An 18,476-nucleotide genomic window follows, 5' to 3' on the forward strand; every position below is an offset into this window, starting at 1 on the left:
TGGAACTTTTAAAGATTAAAATACAACTCCACTCCGAAGTTAAAGTTGTTGGTATTTCTTTGAGTTAATGTACTCGTTTTGTTACCAGTGAGGAACGGCTCATAGTAAAGCATATTGTTCACATAGAGCGAAAGTCCTCCAAGACGGCCTAATTCCTTTGTAAGTCTGCCCGAAAGGTTCCACGTTACGGGGTTTTTCGTCGGTTCTTTATCCGTCGTTGTGCTGGCAAGGTCTTGAATGGCAACGTAATTTGTACCGATTGGAGCCGTTTCGTAATACTTTGCATCCATACCAAGATAGCCTCCCAGCATATTGGCAGTAATGTGGTGGCGTTGCAAATCGGTGTCGATCCATCCGATAGGAATGTTATTGCCTGTGTAGGATTTGTGCCAATCGTGCCAAATGGCTTGTGCAGTAAATGTCGCTACCATCTTTAAGCGAGGAATATGTGTTACGATTCGGAGCGTATTGATGAATCTTCGATACGATTCGTAGTCAAGTCCTGAAGGATAAATTACCTTGAAGGGAGTCAGTCCATAGCTCGAATAGCTCGCAGGCAGCAATGCAGACTTCACGGATTCTGATTTAATGTCGGTTGAATAGGTCTTTGTTTCCGAGTAAGCACCGTTGAAACTGAACGAAGTATGGATAGCCTTGATTTCCCCGAAGTCGAAATCGAACTCTACACCTTTGTTGATAGTGGTGTTTGTATTGCCCACTTTGCCTGTTGTCATAAAGACAATGTCCTGACGTTCAGGATTGTTGTAGTCGATAGTTGTTGCTGCGCCAGACGTGATAATCAATCCCTTTGAAGGCGTATAGACGTTTGAAGTGTAAGTGATATAATCGCTCAGGTTTCCAAAACCATTTGGCGTGCGGTCGCGATACGCCAGAAGACTGAGTTTCTTTCCGTTAGGCAACTTGAAATCCAGTCCAACTTCCACTTTGGTTGTGGTTGCATTCTTCAGATGCTTCGATGCTTCAACATTGTAAACCTGTGTGTGGTAAGCCAGTAGTTGTGCAATTTGGTCGGTCTGTGGCATATAGTTGGCAGCAACACGGTCGTCATAATTCTTATCGGGATAGAGATAATTCAAGCCGGGAGTCTTTGAATTCAGTCCGATACCTGCACGAATATCCAGCCATTTCGTGATGCTGAACGAAGCATTGAAGCGCGGACTGAGGGCATAGGTACTCAATTCGCCGAACGGTTGTAAGGAAGTGAAACGGAAACCGAGGTTGGCACGCAGCCGATTTACCTTATTGATATTCCAAGAGAAGTTGTCTTCTACGTAGGCCGACAACTGATGAATGCCCGGCACATCGGAGAATGCACGTGGACGACCGCTGCTGTTGGGGCGATAGGGGCGAGTGTCGTCGTCATTGTAATATCCCTTGCCGCTGTTCCAGTCATAGTGATAGTCCATACCGAGTTTGAATGCCTGATGCGTGTCGCCCAATTTGCAGTAGAACGAATTGTTGAGCTTTGCATATACACTTCCGGGACGGCTTTCCGTACGTCCTGTTGCAAGATAAGACTGGGTTAGCCACGGCACGATGTTGTAGCCGGTTTCCATCGCTGTTATGATAGGCAGCAGCCCCGTACTGTTGGTTACGAATCCAGAATTGATGTTGTCCGTTTCGCCGTAAGTCAAACCGAAAGTATAATTCAAGGTGCGCATAAACAGTTTGTCCACAGAAATGCGACCATTGTGCGTCAGACCGAAATTGATGTTCCGGTTCTTGCTGTACGTTCCGTCCTGAATGGCATCAGGATCTTTGCCCGACCAATCCTTTGCATAGAGCATACGGAGTTTGGTTTGCGTGTGCCATTTCTTGCTGATATCGTAGCTGTAACCCAGATTGAAAGTGGACCGGCCATAGCTTCGGGTCTTTTGGCGTGGATCGCCCCACGCCTTGGCATAATCGAAATTGAAGTTCAGAATGCCTGCACGGTTCAGCAAGAATCCTTTTCCGAGCGAAATATTCGTCATTTCGGGATTAACCTTTCCTCTTAATTGCCAAGGAGTAACGCCCATCTTGGAATTGACAACCACCAATCCACTGGTCAAGTCTCCATATTCTGCCGACGGAATGCCTCGAATCACCTCAACGCTTTCTATATTGTTGGCTGCAATCTGTCGCAAGTCTGTGCCCACGAAGGCCGTACTGCTGAACTGTCCCTGTGTCATTGCACCATTGTTGGACATCGGCACACCGTCTACCACCACACTCGAACCGAATGCGCTTGTATTGTTATTGACCAAAGTGCGGAGCTGGAGATTGGATTGTGAGGTCAAATCCGTATTTCTTATCATTTGACCGGGAATCAACTGCATAATATCAGACAGGGAACTCGCCTGAAGATGGTCGATAGCCTGACGGCCAATGATCGAGCTTGTTGATGCCCCCGACGCATTCTGCCTTGCAGTTACCGTTACTTCTCTCAAGGCAAGAGAGGTTGGAACCAGCGCAACGTTCACGTTCAGGTCAGTTTCTATCTTCAAGTTCGTCGTGTATTCCTCGTAGCCTACATAAGTTACCCTCAGAACGAAATTTCCGTTCGGAACTTTTTCAAACCTTGCTTTACCGTCTATATCCGTTACCGTAATCGAACCAAGTGGATTCAGCGTGGCAGTAGCCATCATCACTGCTTCCTTTGTGTTCTTGTCCGTTACGCTGATCGAGATGGTTTTGTTGCCCGCTTTTGCCTCAATCTGTGCATTGGCTGTCGGGGCAAACCCCACGAAGAGTAGGGCGATAAGACTTAGAAGTCTCACGATTTTCATATATTAAGTGTATTATGTTTATTCTGTACAATCTATTAAAAACGTTGCAAAGTTAGATAGAAGATGTGGAACTCGCAATACTCAAAGATAGGTATGAAACACGGTGGCTTTAAACATTTTCCGAGCAGTTCTACTTTAGTAGGTATGCTTATGAAAAGCGTGATACATTTTTGGGGAAAATAGTTTACAAACATTGCTTCATAATGCCGATATTTTCAGCAAGATATTTTTATTTTTCAAATACGCGGTTTTTGAGTGTGCAAAGATAAGGAAATCATTGTCAGCTCTGTACGGAATATGATTCGCATTTGTGCATCTGTAAAGACAGAAAAACTTCTTAAATAGACGAATAAATACGACTTAACGATCTTATTTTTCCTCCTTTCTTTCGTACTTTCGCATTGCATTCTTGCGATAATCAGTTTGCGTTTATCGCAAGAACGCATAATAACCTTCGTATATTTGCAACTAAATACTGCGAAAATAGCATCTGAAGCATAAAAACAGAGCCTGATTTTTTCTGAAACGAAGAAAAATTTTGTGCGTTTTTTGGTAATTAAATATTACAGAATGTTGAATGTTTTAGACGTTCAGCGAACTTTAATCTTACTTGCCGAAAGCCTGCAATTCTCTGTGTTTGGGATAAGATGATGAATATATATATTGACGGATTTACAAATAATTTGTTCAGAAACATAGGATTGTTCTCTCAGTTTTTCATTATTTTCTTGACCGAATGAAGTAATATTCTTATTTTTGTATCTATAAAATTTATGATAAAACCGTGCAACAGAAAGAATATATACAGCACTATGATTCGCCACTTGGTGGAATGTTGCTCAGCAGCGATGGGGAAGGACTGACAGGTTTGTGGTTCGATGGACAGAAATATTTCGCTTCTACATTGGATAGGGAAAATGCCATTGATGCCGAATTGGCTGTGTTCGGTGAAACAAAACGGTGGCTCGACCTCTATTTCAAAGGTGTTCAACCCGACTTTTTGCCTGCATTGCACCTCATTGACACACCATTTCGTCAGCGGGTGTGGCAGTCGCTTATGCGTATTCCACGTGGCAAATTAACAACTTATGCTGCTATCAGCCGCGAGATTGCTGCAGAGCGCAAGAAAGGTGCGATGTCGGCACAAGCTGTTGGTAGTGCTGTGGGGCATAATCCCATTTCTATCATCATTCCCTGCCATAGAGTAGTGGGAAGCAACGGAAGTCTGACAGGATATGCCGGTGGAATTGACCGTAAGATAGCCTTGTTGAGGCTTGAGGGAATAGACACGGACAAGCTGTCAATGCCTTGATTTTTTGCAAATAAGCCTTTCCCGAGAGCATAGCTGCTTCTGAATTTTATTTTTAATCGTAGCAGAATGCTGCATTATTTACTATCTTTGCCTCCAAAAATTCCGAACGAATGAAACAATATACCGACCTTTTCATCGATTTTGACGATACACTATACGATACACACGGAAATGCGCAGATAGCATTGAGAGAATTGTACGACTGTTTTCGTCTCGATGATTATTTTGATGATGCAGAACGATTCTATAAAACTTATTGGGACGTAAACGTGGCTTTATGGGCGCAGTATTCCCGTGGAGAGATTACGCGCGATTATCTTATCGTTGAGCGTTTCCGCCGTCCACTTTCGTCGGCTGTTCGCCGTCCCGAGGGTTGGCCCGACAAGGAGTATTGCGTGGCGATGAGCGATAAGTTTCTTGAGCTTTGTTCGGAAAAACCGGGCGTAATCGAGGGAGCGCACGAACTGATGGATTATCTGAAGGGTAGGGGATACCGTTTGCACATTTGCAGCAATGGTTTCGGCGAAGTGCAATACAAAAGGCTGAAAGCCTCACGGCTGATTGATTATTTCGACACCATCGTGCTCAGCGAAGACGCCGGTGCGAACAAGCCTTCTTCCCAATTCTTCGATTATGCCCTGAATCAAACCGGTGCGAAGGTGGAATCCACCCTGATGATTGGCGATAATTACGATACCGACATCCTCGGAGCGATGAATGCCGGCATCGACACGATGCTCTTCAACCGATGGGGAAATGCCGATGCGCTGTTTGGCACCATAAACTTCACGGTTGATTCCCTCCCGCAGATAATGGACGTTTTGTAACTGAGAAGTTTCGTTTTGCCAGACTCGTTGAAGTCCTAAGAAAGTATATGAAGAATAAAATAACGATAGCTATTATCTAATCCATCATATAGCATTTAATGATAGGAATGATATATAAAGACGAAAAGTGAGACGCATTTTAAAAGTTCTGTATCAAACTTTTAAGACGAGTCTCACTTTTTAATGTGTCGTGTTGCAGATTCTAATGTATCGACAAGGAATTAGAATTGCAAGCTACGTGTTTATTTTACGAATACCTTGCTCAAATCATCATTTACTTTTACGATGTAGATAGCTGACTGTACGGGGAACGAGAAGCGACCTTCCTGACTTGCATAGGTTTTAGTAATCAGGCGACCTTGCACGTCGTAAATGCTGATGTTGGCATTGCCTGAAGTATAAACGTCGATTCTGCCGTTTTCTGCCACGATTCGTGTATTGGTGTTCTCAACGGTGTTTATACCAGTAAGCGTATTTTTTACTGGCATCATTGCCGAATATTCAGATACATATTCAGTAGTATTCTTCTTTGCCGTTGCGATTACATCATAGGCATAGTCGTAGCCTTCTTCCAAGCCCTTCACGGCATAGGAATTGTCTTCTGTGAATATTGTCTGGTAAGGGCAATACAGACTCTCGCCTGCCTTCAGGTTCTGGCGTATCGTTACCTCGTCGATATAGAATTGCTGACCGTAAACGCTCATAAACGCGATTCTGATATTGCGGCGTGTGTTCCAGTCTGCCACATTTCCTTCAAACTTTACGGTTGCGCTTGTCATACCGGCTTCTTTATTCAAGGCTATCTTCTTGCCTTCCAATGCTATTCTGTCATTGATGTCTTTCATAACGAGTACATACAGAGAGTCGCCGGGATAGGAATTATATGCTTTCAGATCAACCTCAAAAGCACCATCGTCGCAGTCGAGAGAAAGGCGTGGAGAAACTACCAAACCCATTCTTTCCAGATATTCAGGCACTTTCTGTGCGCCGGCCATTCCATCTGCGAGTGCGGACAGTTGTTGCATCCAGTCTGTTTTTGTATATCCTTTCTTCGCCAGGGAAGTTGTTCGGTCGTATATTGTGACAGGAGAATTTACAGTACCGACTTTAATGTTGTTGAAATCTTCGTGAAGCACCACTACGTTCTCCATATCTTTCGTTGCTTTCACAACTTTATAGTTGTTGAGTTGATATGTTTCTGCGTTATGGATTCTGTTCCAGTTTGCGGTATAGCTTGTAGAAGTAACCTTTGTAGCTTCGTTTACGGTAGGCGTAATGCCGACGATTCCGTCTACCCACATATTGTTGGAACGGTCGGAAATTACTTCGCCGTCTTTAGCTCTCACATAGTAGAAATATTCGATTTCAGGATTTATGTCTGAGACAAGGCAGAAGGTGTCCGTTACTTCCTTGTCGGCAACCAGAAGTTTTTCTATTGGCAATGACTTGTAAGTGTAGGTTACATCGTCGATGGCAAAAGAAAGAAGATTCTTTTGTGTGAGTTCTATCTTCACTTGCGTGGTGTTCTCGCCAAGTGCAGCCATATCGAGTGTGTAGAAACCACCGTCTTTCTTCATCCAGTTGTTGGGAATATTTGCAACCGGAGTCCATTCTCCGTTTGAGAATATTGATACGCCCACCATAGAATACTTGTAGTTTGGCTCTTTCTCCATACTGCTGGGCTTTACCCAAAATGAAAGATTGGTAATGGGGGCAGGAGTTTTAGGAGTGATGATGCAGTCGCCAACCTCGTCGAAGCAAATGGATAAACTGCCAGAATTGAGGTCTTTTGCCAAAGTATAGACTTCTTTATCGCCCTTTGAAGACACGTCGATAGTCCAACCTTCGGGATAATTTGGATTGGCTGTGTTGATAGTAGTTTTATCTTCCTTTAGATTGATAGCGTCAAATCCCTCAACCACTTTGGTTTCAGGAATGACATTCTCGGGCATTCCCTTGTAAAATACATTCAGCAAGTAGCTTTTTGCTTCCTTCGTAGGATTCCATTTTGCTATGAATGAAGAACTGGACTTGTTGATTGGAGCCAGTGCAACAGGTGCCGGAATCCTGTTTCGAGTTCTGACAATCTTGATATCATCAATCAGCATATTGCATTCCTCGGCTTGAAACTGGAATACATTGTTGGCAGCAAAGGTTCCCTTATTTGAAACCATCTTGAAATCTTGCCATTCAGTAGTAAGATTTACGGTAATTTCATCTACCGGACCACTGCTGTTGTCGCATAAAGCCACCCAAAGTCTGCCATTCTTGTGTGCCTCTGAAAGACGCTTGGCACGGAATGTAAGCACCACGTCGCCATATAGTTCCATTTCGGGCGTGCTGATGAATCCTGCTCTATAACCGGTTGATGACAACTTTAAACAACAGGTTCCACCTGCTTGATAGGCATCATCGCCAGTCCAACCTTTCATCTTTGTGAGATTTTCAGGTATTTTATACTTCAGGTGTTTTCCACTTACTGCATTGTTGTCGGGAATTTCTTCTGTTCCTGCCGACCATTTAGAGAAGTCTTCTTCAAGAACTGTAACAGCTTTAACATTTTCTTTTGCAATGAGTTATACATTTTGATGCGATTGTGCCGATGTGCTGTGTGTGATTCCCATTGAAAAAATGAGCAATGCCAGCGAAAGTTGTAGCTTTTTTCTTTTCATAAAATTAATTTTAATTTGACAAATGGTGGCGAAATATACGAAATAAATATTCTAACATCAAAATAAAATGATGGAATTTGTTATTTTTGAACATATATTTCAGGAAAAAAAGTATTAAAGATGTATTTGAACGGCTTAAAAATTGATAATTCTTTATTATAATAAGTAGGATTTGTTTATTTTCAAATATACGATTTTCAAATGTGCATTTTTTATCGTATCTTTGTCCAATATTTTGTATACACGAGGTGGTTGAAACTTGATTTTTCACATTCAAGGACTAAAACTCTTCCGATTTACATAAAAATACAGTAAAGGCGACTTATTGATTACGCAATTTCATTATATAATTTATCTGTCATTTAAGATTAAAGGATATGCAGGCAATAATATTAGCAGCAGGAATGGGCAAACGCTTAGGAGAATTGACAAAGGGCAATACGAAATGTATGCTCGAGGTAAATGGTACTCGTCTTATAGACAGGGTCATCAATCAACTCTCGAAATTACAGTTGGAACGCCTGATTCTTGTTGTTGGCTATGAACGGGAAAACCTGATGAAGTATATTGGCAATCGTTATGATAGCCAAATAAAGATAGAGTTCATAGAGAATCCTATATACGACAAAACAAACAATATATATTCTCTGGCACTGGCAAAGGAAGAATTGTGCAAGGATGATACTTTGTTGCTTGAGTCTGATCTTATTTTCGACGATGAACTGCTGAGAATGCTGATAGAAAATGAAAATCCGAACTTGGCATTGGTAGACAAGTACCAGACTTGGATGGACGGTACAATGGTAAGAATTAATGAAGAAAAGGAAATCGTTAATTTTATTCCGAAGAGTGCATTCAGATATGAGGAAGTCGAAGAATACTACAAGACTGTGAATATATACAAATTCAGCAAGGAGTTTCTCACAAATGTATATGTACCTTTCTTAGATGCTTATAGTAAGGTTATGGGCAATAACGGATATTACGAGCAGGTACTGCGAGTTATCACTCATCTGCACCGGGCAAATCTCAAAGCACTCCCGCTGAATGGACAGAAATGGTATGAGATAGACGATGTTCAAGACTTGGACATAGCTTCTACAATCTTTTCAGACGGAGAAACAAAATATCACGAATATCATAAGAGATACGGTGGTTTTTGGCGTTTTCCACAATTATTGGATTATTGCTATCTGGTAAATCCGTATTTCCCTACAAAGAGAATGAAAGATGAAATGCGTGCCAACTTCGATACGCTCTTGAGTGAATATCCGTCAGGTATGTACGTAAACTCATTGCTGGCTGCTAAATATTTTGGTATCAGACAGGAATACACGGTTGTTGGGAATGGTGCGGCAGAGCTGATAAAAATAGTAATGGAAGAACATACCGACAAGAAAGTCGGCGTGATGTTCCCTACATTTGATGAATATCCAAACAGGTTAAAGCCGGAGCAGATAGTTCCATTCATTTCCACGAAGGAAGATTTTGGTTATACTGCCGATGATTTGATGTCATTCTTCGCAGATAAAGATATTTCCATCCTGTTATTAATTAATCCTGATAATCCTTCGGGCAATTTCATTCCCAAGAAAGATGTTCTGAGGTTGGCTGAATGGGCTGAGCATAAGGGCATCAAACTTCTTGTTGATGAAAGTTTTGTGGATTTTACAGACGACTTTGAAGATAACAGCTTGCTTCATAATGAAATATTGGAGAGATTTCCTGGCTTGATGGTTATGAAGTCTATCAGCAAATCTTACGGAGTGCCGGGACTTAGATTAGGCGTTTTTGTATCATCAGACGAAGAACTCATCGCGAAACTGAAGAAAGAGGTGTCAATATGGAACATCAATTCGTTTGGAGAGTTTTATCTGCAAATATTCGGTAAGTATGAAAACGACTACAAGTATGCCTGCGAGAAATTCATAAAAGAACGCAATATATTCTTTGAAGAATTAAAGCAAATACCATTCCTCAAAGTAATTCCTTCTCAGGCAAATTATTTCCTTTGTGAGGTTACGAAGAAATATACATCTGCTGAGCTTACACAAAAGTTGATAGAGAATGATGTGATTATCAGTAATTGCAGCTTGAAAAGAAATATGGGCAATAATAAGCAGTTAGTAAGATTTGCCATCAGGGACAGAAAAGATGACAGTAAATTGGTGGAAATTTTGCACAGATTATAAATCCGTTGTTTAGAATGAATATCTGTATTTGCGGAGGAGGAAATCTTGGACACGTACTCAGTGCATATATTGCAGCAAAGAAAGGTTACGATGTGAGCATATTAAGCAACCATCCAGATAAGTGGGGCAGAAGTATCCACTTGATATTACCTGATGGCAAAGAACTTATAGGAACCTTGGCAGGCATTAGTAATAAGCCTGAAGATGTGCTACGAAATGCTGATTTGGTTATCATCTCCTTACCGGGTCAATACATTCAGCAGGAACTTGAGAAAATAAAACCTTTTCTCAAGAGAAATACAGTTGTTGGAACTGTTGTTTCCAATACCGGTTTCTTCTTTCAAGCGCATACCATTATGCCAGATCAGCCTGTTTTCGGTTTTCAGAGAGTTCCGTTTATTTCAAGAATTGACGAGTATGGACACAAAGCAAACCTGTTAGGGTTTAAAAGGAAACTTAATCTCTGCATTGAAAATTATGAAGATAAGGATTCATTAAAGAATCATCTTGAAAATCTATTAGATACACCAATAGACCTTCTGAATAATTATCTGGAAGTAAGTCTGTCAAATAGTAATCCTTTGTTGCATCCGGCACGCCTATATACGATGTGGAAAAATTGGAAAGAGGGTATAGTCTATCCTTCGCAAAGTTTGTTTTATGAAGAATGGACAGATGAGGTTTCTGAAATCTACATCAATATGGACAATGAATTTCAAACTTTATTGAAATCATTGCCCGTATCAGAAGGAAGTATTCCCTCAGTGCTTGAATATTACGAAAGCACAGATGCGAAGTCATTGACCGAAAAAATCAGATCAATAAAAGCATTTCAGGGAATCAAATCTCCGATGATAGAGGTACAAGGAGGTTGGATTCCAGACTTAAACAGTAGATATTTTATAGAAGATTTTACTTTTGGTGCTTTTTTCATAAAGCAGATGGCCAATGAAAAAAAGATATCAATACCTGCAATAGAAACAGTGTGTAATTGGTATGATAATTTAAGGAAAATGCAATCATAGAATAAAAAAAATCTCATCCACTCTTTTTTGTTTTCTATCGTCTTTGAATTATATCTTCGGAATTGTAAGATTTTTTCATTCTAAAATATAATAGAAAATCCTTTGTTGCATACTTATAAGGTAATCTTCGTACAAATGGTAAGCAAATGTGCGAAGAATGTATTTCATTTATGCGAAGAATGCAATGTAAAACAATTATATTTGTAAATGTTTATAAATCAGTTGTTTGCACGACAGTATATCTTTGTTCTCTAAAAATATAATGTAAATATTTTTTGTGTCATATATAATCCGAAAAACGATTTAGATTGAGGAAGAAAAACAAAGCGAGTAAAATTAACAATCAAGTTGAAAAAACGAAAGGGTATAAAAAACGCACGCATAGTATAAATTTTCTATAATATCAATAGATAAAAAGTCCAAAAGTATTGCTCTTTTGGACTTTTTGGTAATACTAAGCGGTTATGCCCCTACCGTTTATCAAAACTGGAGTACAACTCTACTTGTGGTATTGTGTGTTTAAAACCTATTGAAAGAGCATTTAAACAGCGTTCTAAGGTGCGTAGCATAGTAGGAATGATGTGCTGCTCATAGAACTCCCGAGGGCAGAGTTGGTAGTCTATCCTCACAATTTCCTGTTCGCAGATATCGCCTGTGTCAAGTCCGTTGTCCGCCCAAAACCATGTAGCCGCGGTAATTGGTTCATGACGCTTATATGCCCACTTTATGGAGGCCGCCCCTCTTCCGTATGGCAGAGGGGACGGATGGAAGACGAGTGTGCCGAATTTGGGAATGCTGAGGGCTTCCACTGATACTTTTTCTGTGAGTAAGGGGGCGATAGCGAGATCGCATTCCTGGCTTGTCTCTTCAGTGATAGTATGTCCTTTGGCTTGCAGAAGGCACAGTGCCTTGTTATAAGCCAAGGTGTCTTTATTGCCTAATATCCTGATTTTCATCGCCTGTATATTTAAAGGCTTGGACAGCTCTAAAGTGTCCGCCGTAGCCTGCTGCATATTGTTTCTTTCCCGCTTTTATTGCGGAACGCTTAAAGGAAGCTACGCTTCTTGCCTTGTTTGCTCCGTAGAGTGTTCGACCTGTTTGTATCCATTTTTTTGAATGTCGCAGCGCACTGCATAGCTGTGGGTGAGAAGTATGGAAGAATACTGGGTATTTCTTGTTGCACCGTCCATTTCCCTGCAGGTGGTACTCGCATACGGCTTGAAGAAACTTTGTGCCTACGCCGATGCCCTGCCATTCCGGCATTACCACGAGTCGTGTTGCCCGGTATGCATTAGCGGTAAAGAGAGGTGCTACGGATAGGTGGCAGACCGGCTCCGTGCCGATGAATCCTACGAAGCATTCTGCCGTTACGGGCATAGGCAAGTCTAAATAGTAATGTTTTTTAAAGATTCTTGGGAATACAGCTCCGCTGACTTTATAAATTTGAAGGTTGAGCGTTGGGCGTTGCCGAAGGCAGTCACGCTCGTAAAAGCGTGCCTCCGCCGTATCGTAGACCCAATCTGGCTGTAGCCATTCAATGATATCATAGTGGCAGGACAGCAGAACTATTTTCCCGGTGCCTCTTCGCCATGTCTTGGCAAATGCTGCCGCTCCTACTTTTGCTATTTGTCGGTCGATAACTGATGTAAATTCGTCCACAACGGCATATTGGGGCTGTTCGCAGGCTAAGCGTGCCAATCCCGCCCTGAATTTTTCTCCGTTACTCAGTACGGAGAATGGCCTCAGCCACGAGGGTACATCTCCTAACCCCACGGCTGACAGCATCCCCGTTACGGTATTGAAATCGCCATCGGGCGCAATGCAGTCGACTATCGGCTTGTCTTCTTCCCACCCGGCGTATAGGTCATACATTGCCTTACTGCCAAAAATCTTGTTGCCGATGCTTGTTTTTCCACTTCCCGAAGGTCCTACGACAAGTCCTATTTTCCACTCTTTTTCTTCTATGGGCAGCTCGGCTTTTGTTGCCCAGTCGCAACCGCTTTCAGCATTAAAAAGGCTTTTTACCCGTTCTGCCCGATAGCTGTTATAGTTACTGCAATGGTGGTTTACTTCTATTCTCATACGTTTACTACTTTTGGTTTGTACCCGTCAGCGGCCAGATGCTCAAACACCGCTTTTTGTTCCTTTTCATCTGCGCATACGACAATGATGCCATACTGTGGTTTGTAAGTATATTTTCCCATATTATGTTTTTTGTTTTGCAAAGGTATGACAGACTGATTTATTGGGGGCATTTATTTTTTGTTTTGCACTGCACGTCAGCTGCAGTGTCTTCCAAAGCGTTTGATTATGTGATATACTTTACGCTCTGATATGTGGTATTTTTGGCTTAGCAGGGTTACGGTATAGGTAACTTTTTCGCCCTTATCTTTCATTTCCAAATACTTTGCATACAGTTCTACAAAGTTGTAATCGTCAGGCTTGATACCTGCTTCGTTTATCCGTTTTCATTGCCGTCCACTAAAAATCGCTAAGCGTTCTTTGAAATATTTGAAATATAGTTAGTTACAGAGATTTTCAAGGTGCGACGATTTGATTTTGTATCTTTGCAGTCCAAACAGATGACTGCATATGAACAAGCTCCAATACGTTTTCTCCCAATTGGTCGCTTTTATGGATTCAGACAAGTTTCGTCACATCGTTGATAAGTATGGCGGTAACCGCTATGTGAAGCACTTCACATGTTGGAACCAGATCCTTACACTCATGTTTGGCCAGTTGAGCAATCGTGAGAGCATGCGAGACTTGATTGTCGCCATAGAGGCACATTACCAGAAGTGCTATCATCTCGGACTTGGCAAGCACGTGACCAGAAGTAATCTGGCTAAAGCCAATACAAATCGTGCCTGTCGCATCTTCGAGCAGTATGCCTACTACCTTGTGAGTAAGGCCAGGCGCAAACGGGCTGCGAATATCTTCAAACTTGACGGTAATGTCTATGCTTTCGATTCCACGACCATCTCGCTATGCCTGAATGTGTTTTGGTGTGCCAAGTTCCGCAAGCATAAGGGCGGTATCAAGATACATACCCTATATGACCTGGAGACTCAGATTCCCGCCTTCTTTCATATCACCACAGCATCAGTGCATGACTCCAAGGCGATGGGGGAAATCCCCATTGAGACTGGTGCTTACCACATCTTTGACCGTGGCTACAACAACTTCAATGAGCTCTATCGCATACATCGTGCAGAGTCGTTCTTCGTTGTCAGGGCCAAGACCAATTTGCAGTACAAGTGCATCAAGTGGAGACGCAGGCTGCCCGGGGGAATAATGACAGATGCTGAGATAGAGCTGACCATCTATGGCAGTCAGAAAGGCTATCCAGAACATCTTAGGCTTGTACGATTCTTCGATGAGGAGCAAGGCCGTGAGCTCATGTTCCTGACTAACGCAATGGAACTGACCGCACTGCAGGTTTCCGACCTCTACAAGAATCGTTGGCAGATAGAGCTTTTCTTCAAGTGGCTCAAGCAGCACCTCAAAATCAAGAAATTTTGGGGAACAACTGAGAATGCTGTCAGAATACAGATTTACTCCGCCATCTGTGCCTACTGCCTCGTTGCCATTGTGCAATATGATATGCGATTGGATAGAAGCACTTATGAGGTGCTGCAAATCCTCAGCATGTCACTTACAGACACAACAAATCTCAGAGATCTCTTCGACAAAACTATATTCAAAAATGACAAAGACCGAAGTGGTTCAGGTGAACCTAATTTATTTAATTTTTAAACTCGTCCATTTTTAGTGGACACTAGTGAACAACTGCATAAACAATCCTCATTTTTAACATTTAGGCAGTAAAAACAGGGATAAAATGGAAAAACACGCCAAGCGGCTGTGTAAAAGCGTTTAAGTCCTGTTTAATCAGCTACTTACAAGCGTAAAACCGCCTAAAACTATGCAAAAACGGCTGTAATATCATTTAAGAGTAGTATTACAACCGTTTAAATTCCGTTTAATCAATGAGTTACAGCGTTGCGCACCATATTGTAACCACTTCTTTTAGGTACACCCAACGCAACACCCCAAAATACACAAGCCTTATTTCTTTGCGTTCTAAGCCCCTCGCGCCACCACGACTTGCAAACTCTCACAAGCCCTGTATTTAAAGCGTTCTGCGTGTTTCGTATAGCCTAATAGGCGGTGCAGATGTAAAGCAGAAGTTAAGCCGTCAATAGCATTCCTTTACACGATGTAAACTTTTCATGCTGAAACACCGTTTAAACACCCTCTAAATGTAAAGCAAATGTAAACCAATGCAAAGCAATTTTATACGATTGGTTTTTGTATTTATCCCATCTAACTACCTGATAATCAACAAATCAGTTGTATCATTTCGTTATGCAGTCTTTACATAAACCTTTTATAAACCGAAGCTATCGACACGCTTTAGTGGTTATGGTTCTGCTGTTTCTAAAAATATGCAGGTCAATACTGATATTGTAATATTGATGGTAACTATTACGAAGACATAGGAGAATATATATATTGTATGTTTACAAATAACATCCGAATATTTGTACGGTAAGCATCTGCTTTGGAATGTCCCTGCGTGTAGGAATGAAAGGGGGTATCAATATAAACCACAAGATAATGTTATGGGAGTTCTCTGCAAAGCCGGCTTTCCACATCTTCACGACAGCTCTGTGTAAGATTAGAGATTTGCCGTTTGCTGTAAGTGTGGTCATAGATTACCTCTAGTATTTTAACTGTCTGCTCTATCATCAACCCCTTGGTATAGAGCATGTTGAACAGTCTGGCACGTTTCCCATCCTCACTGCATATCAGGTCAAGAAGGACTGGATAGAAACTGCCACTCCGACTGCATGGAATGTGTAGGAAAAACGCAAAGCTATGGCTGTCCAACGTCTGGGACAGACGCCGTTCGTTGCTCACCTAAATGCTCCTCTATGAACAGTTTATGCTTATTAAATATCAGAGAATCTATAATTAATGGCTGAAGGAAGACAAACCCTCGCTGCTTGCTAGAGTAATTCGAAATAATTTCCGAAATTTGTACTTGTGTAAGTTCCATTTTATTTTTCTTTTTTGCTTCAAATACAAAGGTTATAAAAAGGGCTTACACACTTTTTAAGACAGTTCCGAAAAAAACGGAGATAAAGCATTTGCAAGAAGCGTTTCCATATCGTTTAACAACTACACAGAAAGGTCCAATCGAATAGTCGCCCAAAAGATACTGAGCAATCTCGCAATTGCTCGGTATCTTTTCGCAATAAATCAAGTACATTTGCGTTATCAGTCCAAGAAATCTCTCCAGTGAGTAAAATCCTCCGATTTTGAGAGAGAAAATAATGGGAATATATTGAATTATTATAAACTGAGTTATGTATAGATGATTGTATGAGAAATTATAAATGCGTTAATATTACAAGGGATTCAATGAAAAGAAAGACTCTCGTTGTAATAATAACCATCGGTTTGTTTGCCCTCTTAATCGAGGGAATGGAACTATTGTAGAGTCAACCAGCAAGTGCAAAATTACAACACATGTTTGAAGAACTCGCACTTTGGTGTGGAAAAGTTTAGTTTTTCCCTTGGTCTTTCATTCAATTTCTTCTGTATGGCCATAATCCTCTTGTCCGTATAGTTCTCAAAGGAATCCTTTTTAGGTATATATTGCCTGATTAACTTGTTTGTATTCTCAATGACTCCCTTTTGCCATGAACAATATGGAACAGCAAAGTACACAGGCACGCCCAACCATTTCGTGATATCCTTATGTGCGGCAAACTCAGGTCCGTTGTCAGTGGTAATGGTCTTCAGTCTGTCCTTGTATGGCAGCAGCAGTCTCCTGACTGCTTTTGCCAGAGGCTTCGACTGCTTCCCAAATGGCAGTTTCTGCATAAGCAACATATTGGTGGATTTCTCCACCAGTGTGAGTATGGCCCTTTGGGCAGGGTCGACGATCAGGTCCATCTCAAAGTCTCCAAATCTCTTCCCGTCCACTTCCTTGCTTCTCTCATGGATGCTCACCCTGTCCTTGACAGGAAGATGCCCACCCTTGGGGTGATGCCTGTATTTCATCTGATGTCTTGTGTGCCCGGCAAGTTTCCCTGTCGGGTCATTGTGGATGATGTTGTAGATGGACTGGTGGGACACCCTTATCCCCTCATTCACACGCAGATACCCTGATATTTGCCTTGGAGACCATTGGTCATTAACGATATATTCCTTGATTCTCCAGACCAATTCGTCGGAGAGCCTGGAGTTGCTCACCGTTCGCCTCCTGCGCTGCATGGCCATGTCGTGCGCCTTCATCCAGATATACTTTCCCGAGGGCGTGCTGTTGCGTTTGATTTCACGTGAGAGTGTTGCCTGACTGATGCCGACGATGGCGGCAATTTCTTTTCTTGCGGTTTTCTTTTGAAGTAAGGCGAAAATTTGCGACCTTTGCTCCGAGATTAATTGATGGTACATAAACAATACAAAGTTAGTTAATCCTGGGGAGACTTCGGTCTCCCTTTTTAAATTTGTATTGCCGGTTGTTGCTTTTTCCTCGGCGAGAGATGCAGACAACCTCTCGCTACGCTTCGAGAACGTCTGCATCTCTCGGCGAGGGCTACTCTTTTTTGCACTTCGATTTGGAATCTTCACTATACACTTATGTTGATAATTCAGAGTTTCTCAAAGAAGTTAATATAACGTGAGTTCGACGAATTCAGAACAAAGCAAGCTGTGTGTCCAATGTCCTTTGTACATTGATGCACGGCTTCTTTGGAAACAGGCAATAGGCCGCAATGCCCCCCAATAAATTGACGATGAAATTGTCAAAGGACCGATGCCTGGAGTGCTCCACCTGTGCAATGTTCTTGAGTTCATCGTTCACCGTTTCTATGATAGCCCTCTTTCTGAGCAGCAGTTTGTCCGAGACGCTCATCAATGCTCCTTTCATGTTGCTTTTCAACTTGGTAATAAGTTGTATGCCATCAACGAAAAGTCTTTGGAAGAGCCCCTTGCTGATATATCCCTTGTCACCGACCAACTTGCCATGTATAAACTCTACAAAGGCTTTGTATTCCAAAGGCTTACGGTCATCAAGACCACCTGGGGTAATCATGAAGTTGAGAAGTTCTCCTCTCTCGTTGCAGATTAAATGCAACTTGAATCCGAAGAACCACCCCATGGAGCATTTCCCTCTTTGGGCAATGCCCCTGAAAACCTTATGAATGTGTATTCTCTGGTTTCGGCAGACGCGAAGAGGTGTACTGTCAACAAAACTGATGCCTGTGCATTTGCCCAGCAGGACCTTTTTGATAAACAAAGCCAAGGGGATGGCGACTTCCCTTTCCAATTCTACGAAACGGTTGTACGAGACTACCTCGGGAAACAGATGACGTAAATGCTTGCACACCTTCTCAAGATAGAAATGCTTCAGGCAACGATAGCCTGAATCGTGAAAGAGTATCATAATCAGCATGGTTTCAGCCTTGGACATCGTGGAATCACGGTGATACTTCCTCTTGTCAGACGGTTTTAGCGTATATTTTGCCATCAGTGCGTCAAAAAACTTGCAGAAGTCATCTGCCATACAAAATATTTCTGTAACTTTGCCCTCGGTAAGCATAGCGATTTTTGTTTGTAATTCTTTGTATTTTAGCACTATAAAGTTAC

General features: G+C 41.9%; 12 protein-coding genes. 5 read left to right on the forward strand and 7 right to left on the reverse strand.

Annotated features, from left to right (window positions below):
- Nucleotides 1-8: 8 nt before the first annotated feature.
- Nucleotides 9-2,789 (reverse strand): TonB-dependent receptor, encoded by a 2,781-nt coding sequence (locus tag P150_RS0111105; RefSeq protein WP_028897743.1) that lies wholly within the window; start codon nucleotides 2,787-2,789, stop codon nucleotides 9-11.
- Between the two features lie 832 nt (nucleotides 2,790-3,621).
- On the opposite strand from P150_RS0111105, the gene P150_RS0111110 reads away from it, so the two are divergent.
- Together P150_RS0111110 and P150_RS0111115 are read left to right on the forward strand one after the other, a co-directional pair.
- A complete protein-coding gene (locus P150_RS0111110; RefSeq protein ID WP_051617685.1) occupies nucleotides 3,622-4,101 on the forward strand; it encodes a methylated-DNA--[protein]-cysteine S-methyltransferase in 480 nt (159 codons plus the stop codon).
- A gap of 110 nt (nucleotides 4,102-4,211) precedes the next feature.
- On the forward strand, nucleotides 4,212-4,928 hold the full coding sequence (locus tag P150_RS0111115) for a YjjG family noncanonical pyrimidine nucleotidase (protein ID WP_028897745.1): 717 nt from the start codon (nucleotides 4,212-4,214) through the stop codon (nucleotides 4,926-4,928).
- A gap of 242 nt (nucleotides 4,929-5,170) precedes the next feature.
- On the opposite strand, the gene P150_RS16445 is transcribed toward P150_RS0111115, so the two are convergent.
- Complete coding sequence (locus tag P150_RS16445; protein WP_051617628.1) at nucleotides 5,171-7,360, reverse strand: T9SS type A sorting domain-containing protein; 2,190 nt, start codon at nucleotides 7,358-7,360, stop codon at nucleotides 5,171-5,173.
- A 617-nt stretch (nucleotides 7,361-7,977) separates the two neighbouring features.
- On the opposite strand from P150_RS16445, the gene P150_RS0111125 reads away from it, so the two are divergent.
- Both P150_RS0111125 and P150_RS0111130 read left to right on the forward strand, forming a co-directional pair.
- The gene (locus P150_RS0111125) at nucleotides 7,978-9,792 is read left to right on the forward strand and encodes an aminotransferase class I/II-fold pyridoxal phosphate-dependent enzyme (protein WP_028897746.1); all 1,815 of its coding nucleotides are present in this window, start codon (nucleotides 7,978-7,980) and stop codon (nucleotides 9,790-9,792) included.
- A gap of 14 nt (nucleotides 9,793-9,806) precedes the next feature.
- Nucleotides 9,807-10,817, forward strand: coding sequence for an NAD/NADP-dependent octopine/nopaline dehydrogenase family protein (locus tag P150_RS0111130; RefSeq protein ID WP_028897747.1), 1,011 nt, complete (start codon nucleotides 9,807-9,809; stop codon nucleotides 10,815-10,817).
- Nucleotides 10,818-11,287: 470 nt separating this feature from the next.
- Here P150_RS0111130 and P150_RS0111135 read toward each other — a convergent pair whose 3' ends face one another.
- A complete protein-coding gene (locus P150_RS0111135; RefSeq protein ID WP_369793318.1) occupies nucleotides 11,288-11,830 on the reverse strand; it encodes a formyltransferase family protein in 543 nt (180 codons plus the stop codon).
- On the reverse strand, nucleotides 11,748-12,899 hold the full coding sequence (locus P150_RS0111140; protein ID WP_028897749.1) for a GNAT family N-acetyltransferase: 1,152 nt from the start codon (nucleotides 12,897-12,899) through the stop codon (nucleotides 11,748-11,750). The genes P150_RS0111135 and P150_RS0111140 overlap by 83 nt, the downstream gene beginning before the upstream one ends.
- Nucleotides 12,900-13,409: 510 nt before the next feature.
- Here P150_RS0111140 and P150_RS0111150 point away from each other — a divergent pair.
- Nucleotides 13,410-14,573 carry an IS4 family transposase gene (locus P150_RS0111150; RefSeq protein WP_028897750.1) on the forward strand — a complete coding sequence of 388 codons (1,164 nt, stop codon included), beginning with the start codon at nucleotides 13,410-13,412 and terminating at the stop codon, nucleotides 14,571-14,573.
- A gap of 867 nt (nucleotides 14,574-15,440) precedes the next feature.
- Here the strand turns inward: P150_RS0111150 and P150_RS17640 are convergent.
- The 3 genes from P150_RS17640 to P150_RS0111170 form a co-directional block, all read right to left on the reverse strand.
- On the reverse strand, nucleotides 15,441-15,740 hold the full coding sequence (locus tag P150_RS17640) for a transposase (protein ID WP_197018083.1): 300 nt from the start codon (nucleotides 15,738-15,740) through the stop codon (nucleotides 15,441-15,443).
- Between the two features lie 603 nt (nucleotides 15,741-16,343).
- The gene (locus P150_RS0111165; RefSeq protein ID WP_028897751.1) at nucleotides 16,344-17,282 is read right to left on the reverse strand and encodes an IS30 family transposase; all 939 of its coding nucleotides are present in this window, start codon (nucleotides 17,280-17,282) and stop codon (nucleotides 16,344-16,346) included.
- A gap of 241 nt (nucleotides 17,283-17,523) precedes the next feature.
- A complete protein-coding gene (locus P150_RS0111170) occupies nucleotides 17,524-18,429 on the reverse strand; it encodes an IS982 family transposase (RefSeq protein ID WP_028897752.1) in 906 nt (301 codons plus the stop codon).
- Between the last annotated feature and the right edge of the window lie 47 nt (nucleotides 18,430-18,476).

This window comes from Prevotella sp. HUN102 (genome assembly GCF_000688375.1).
In the GTDB taxonomy this organism is placed as follows: domain Bacteria; phylum Bacteroidota; class Bacteroidia; order Bacteroidales; family Bacteroidaceae; genus Prevotella.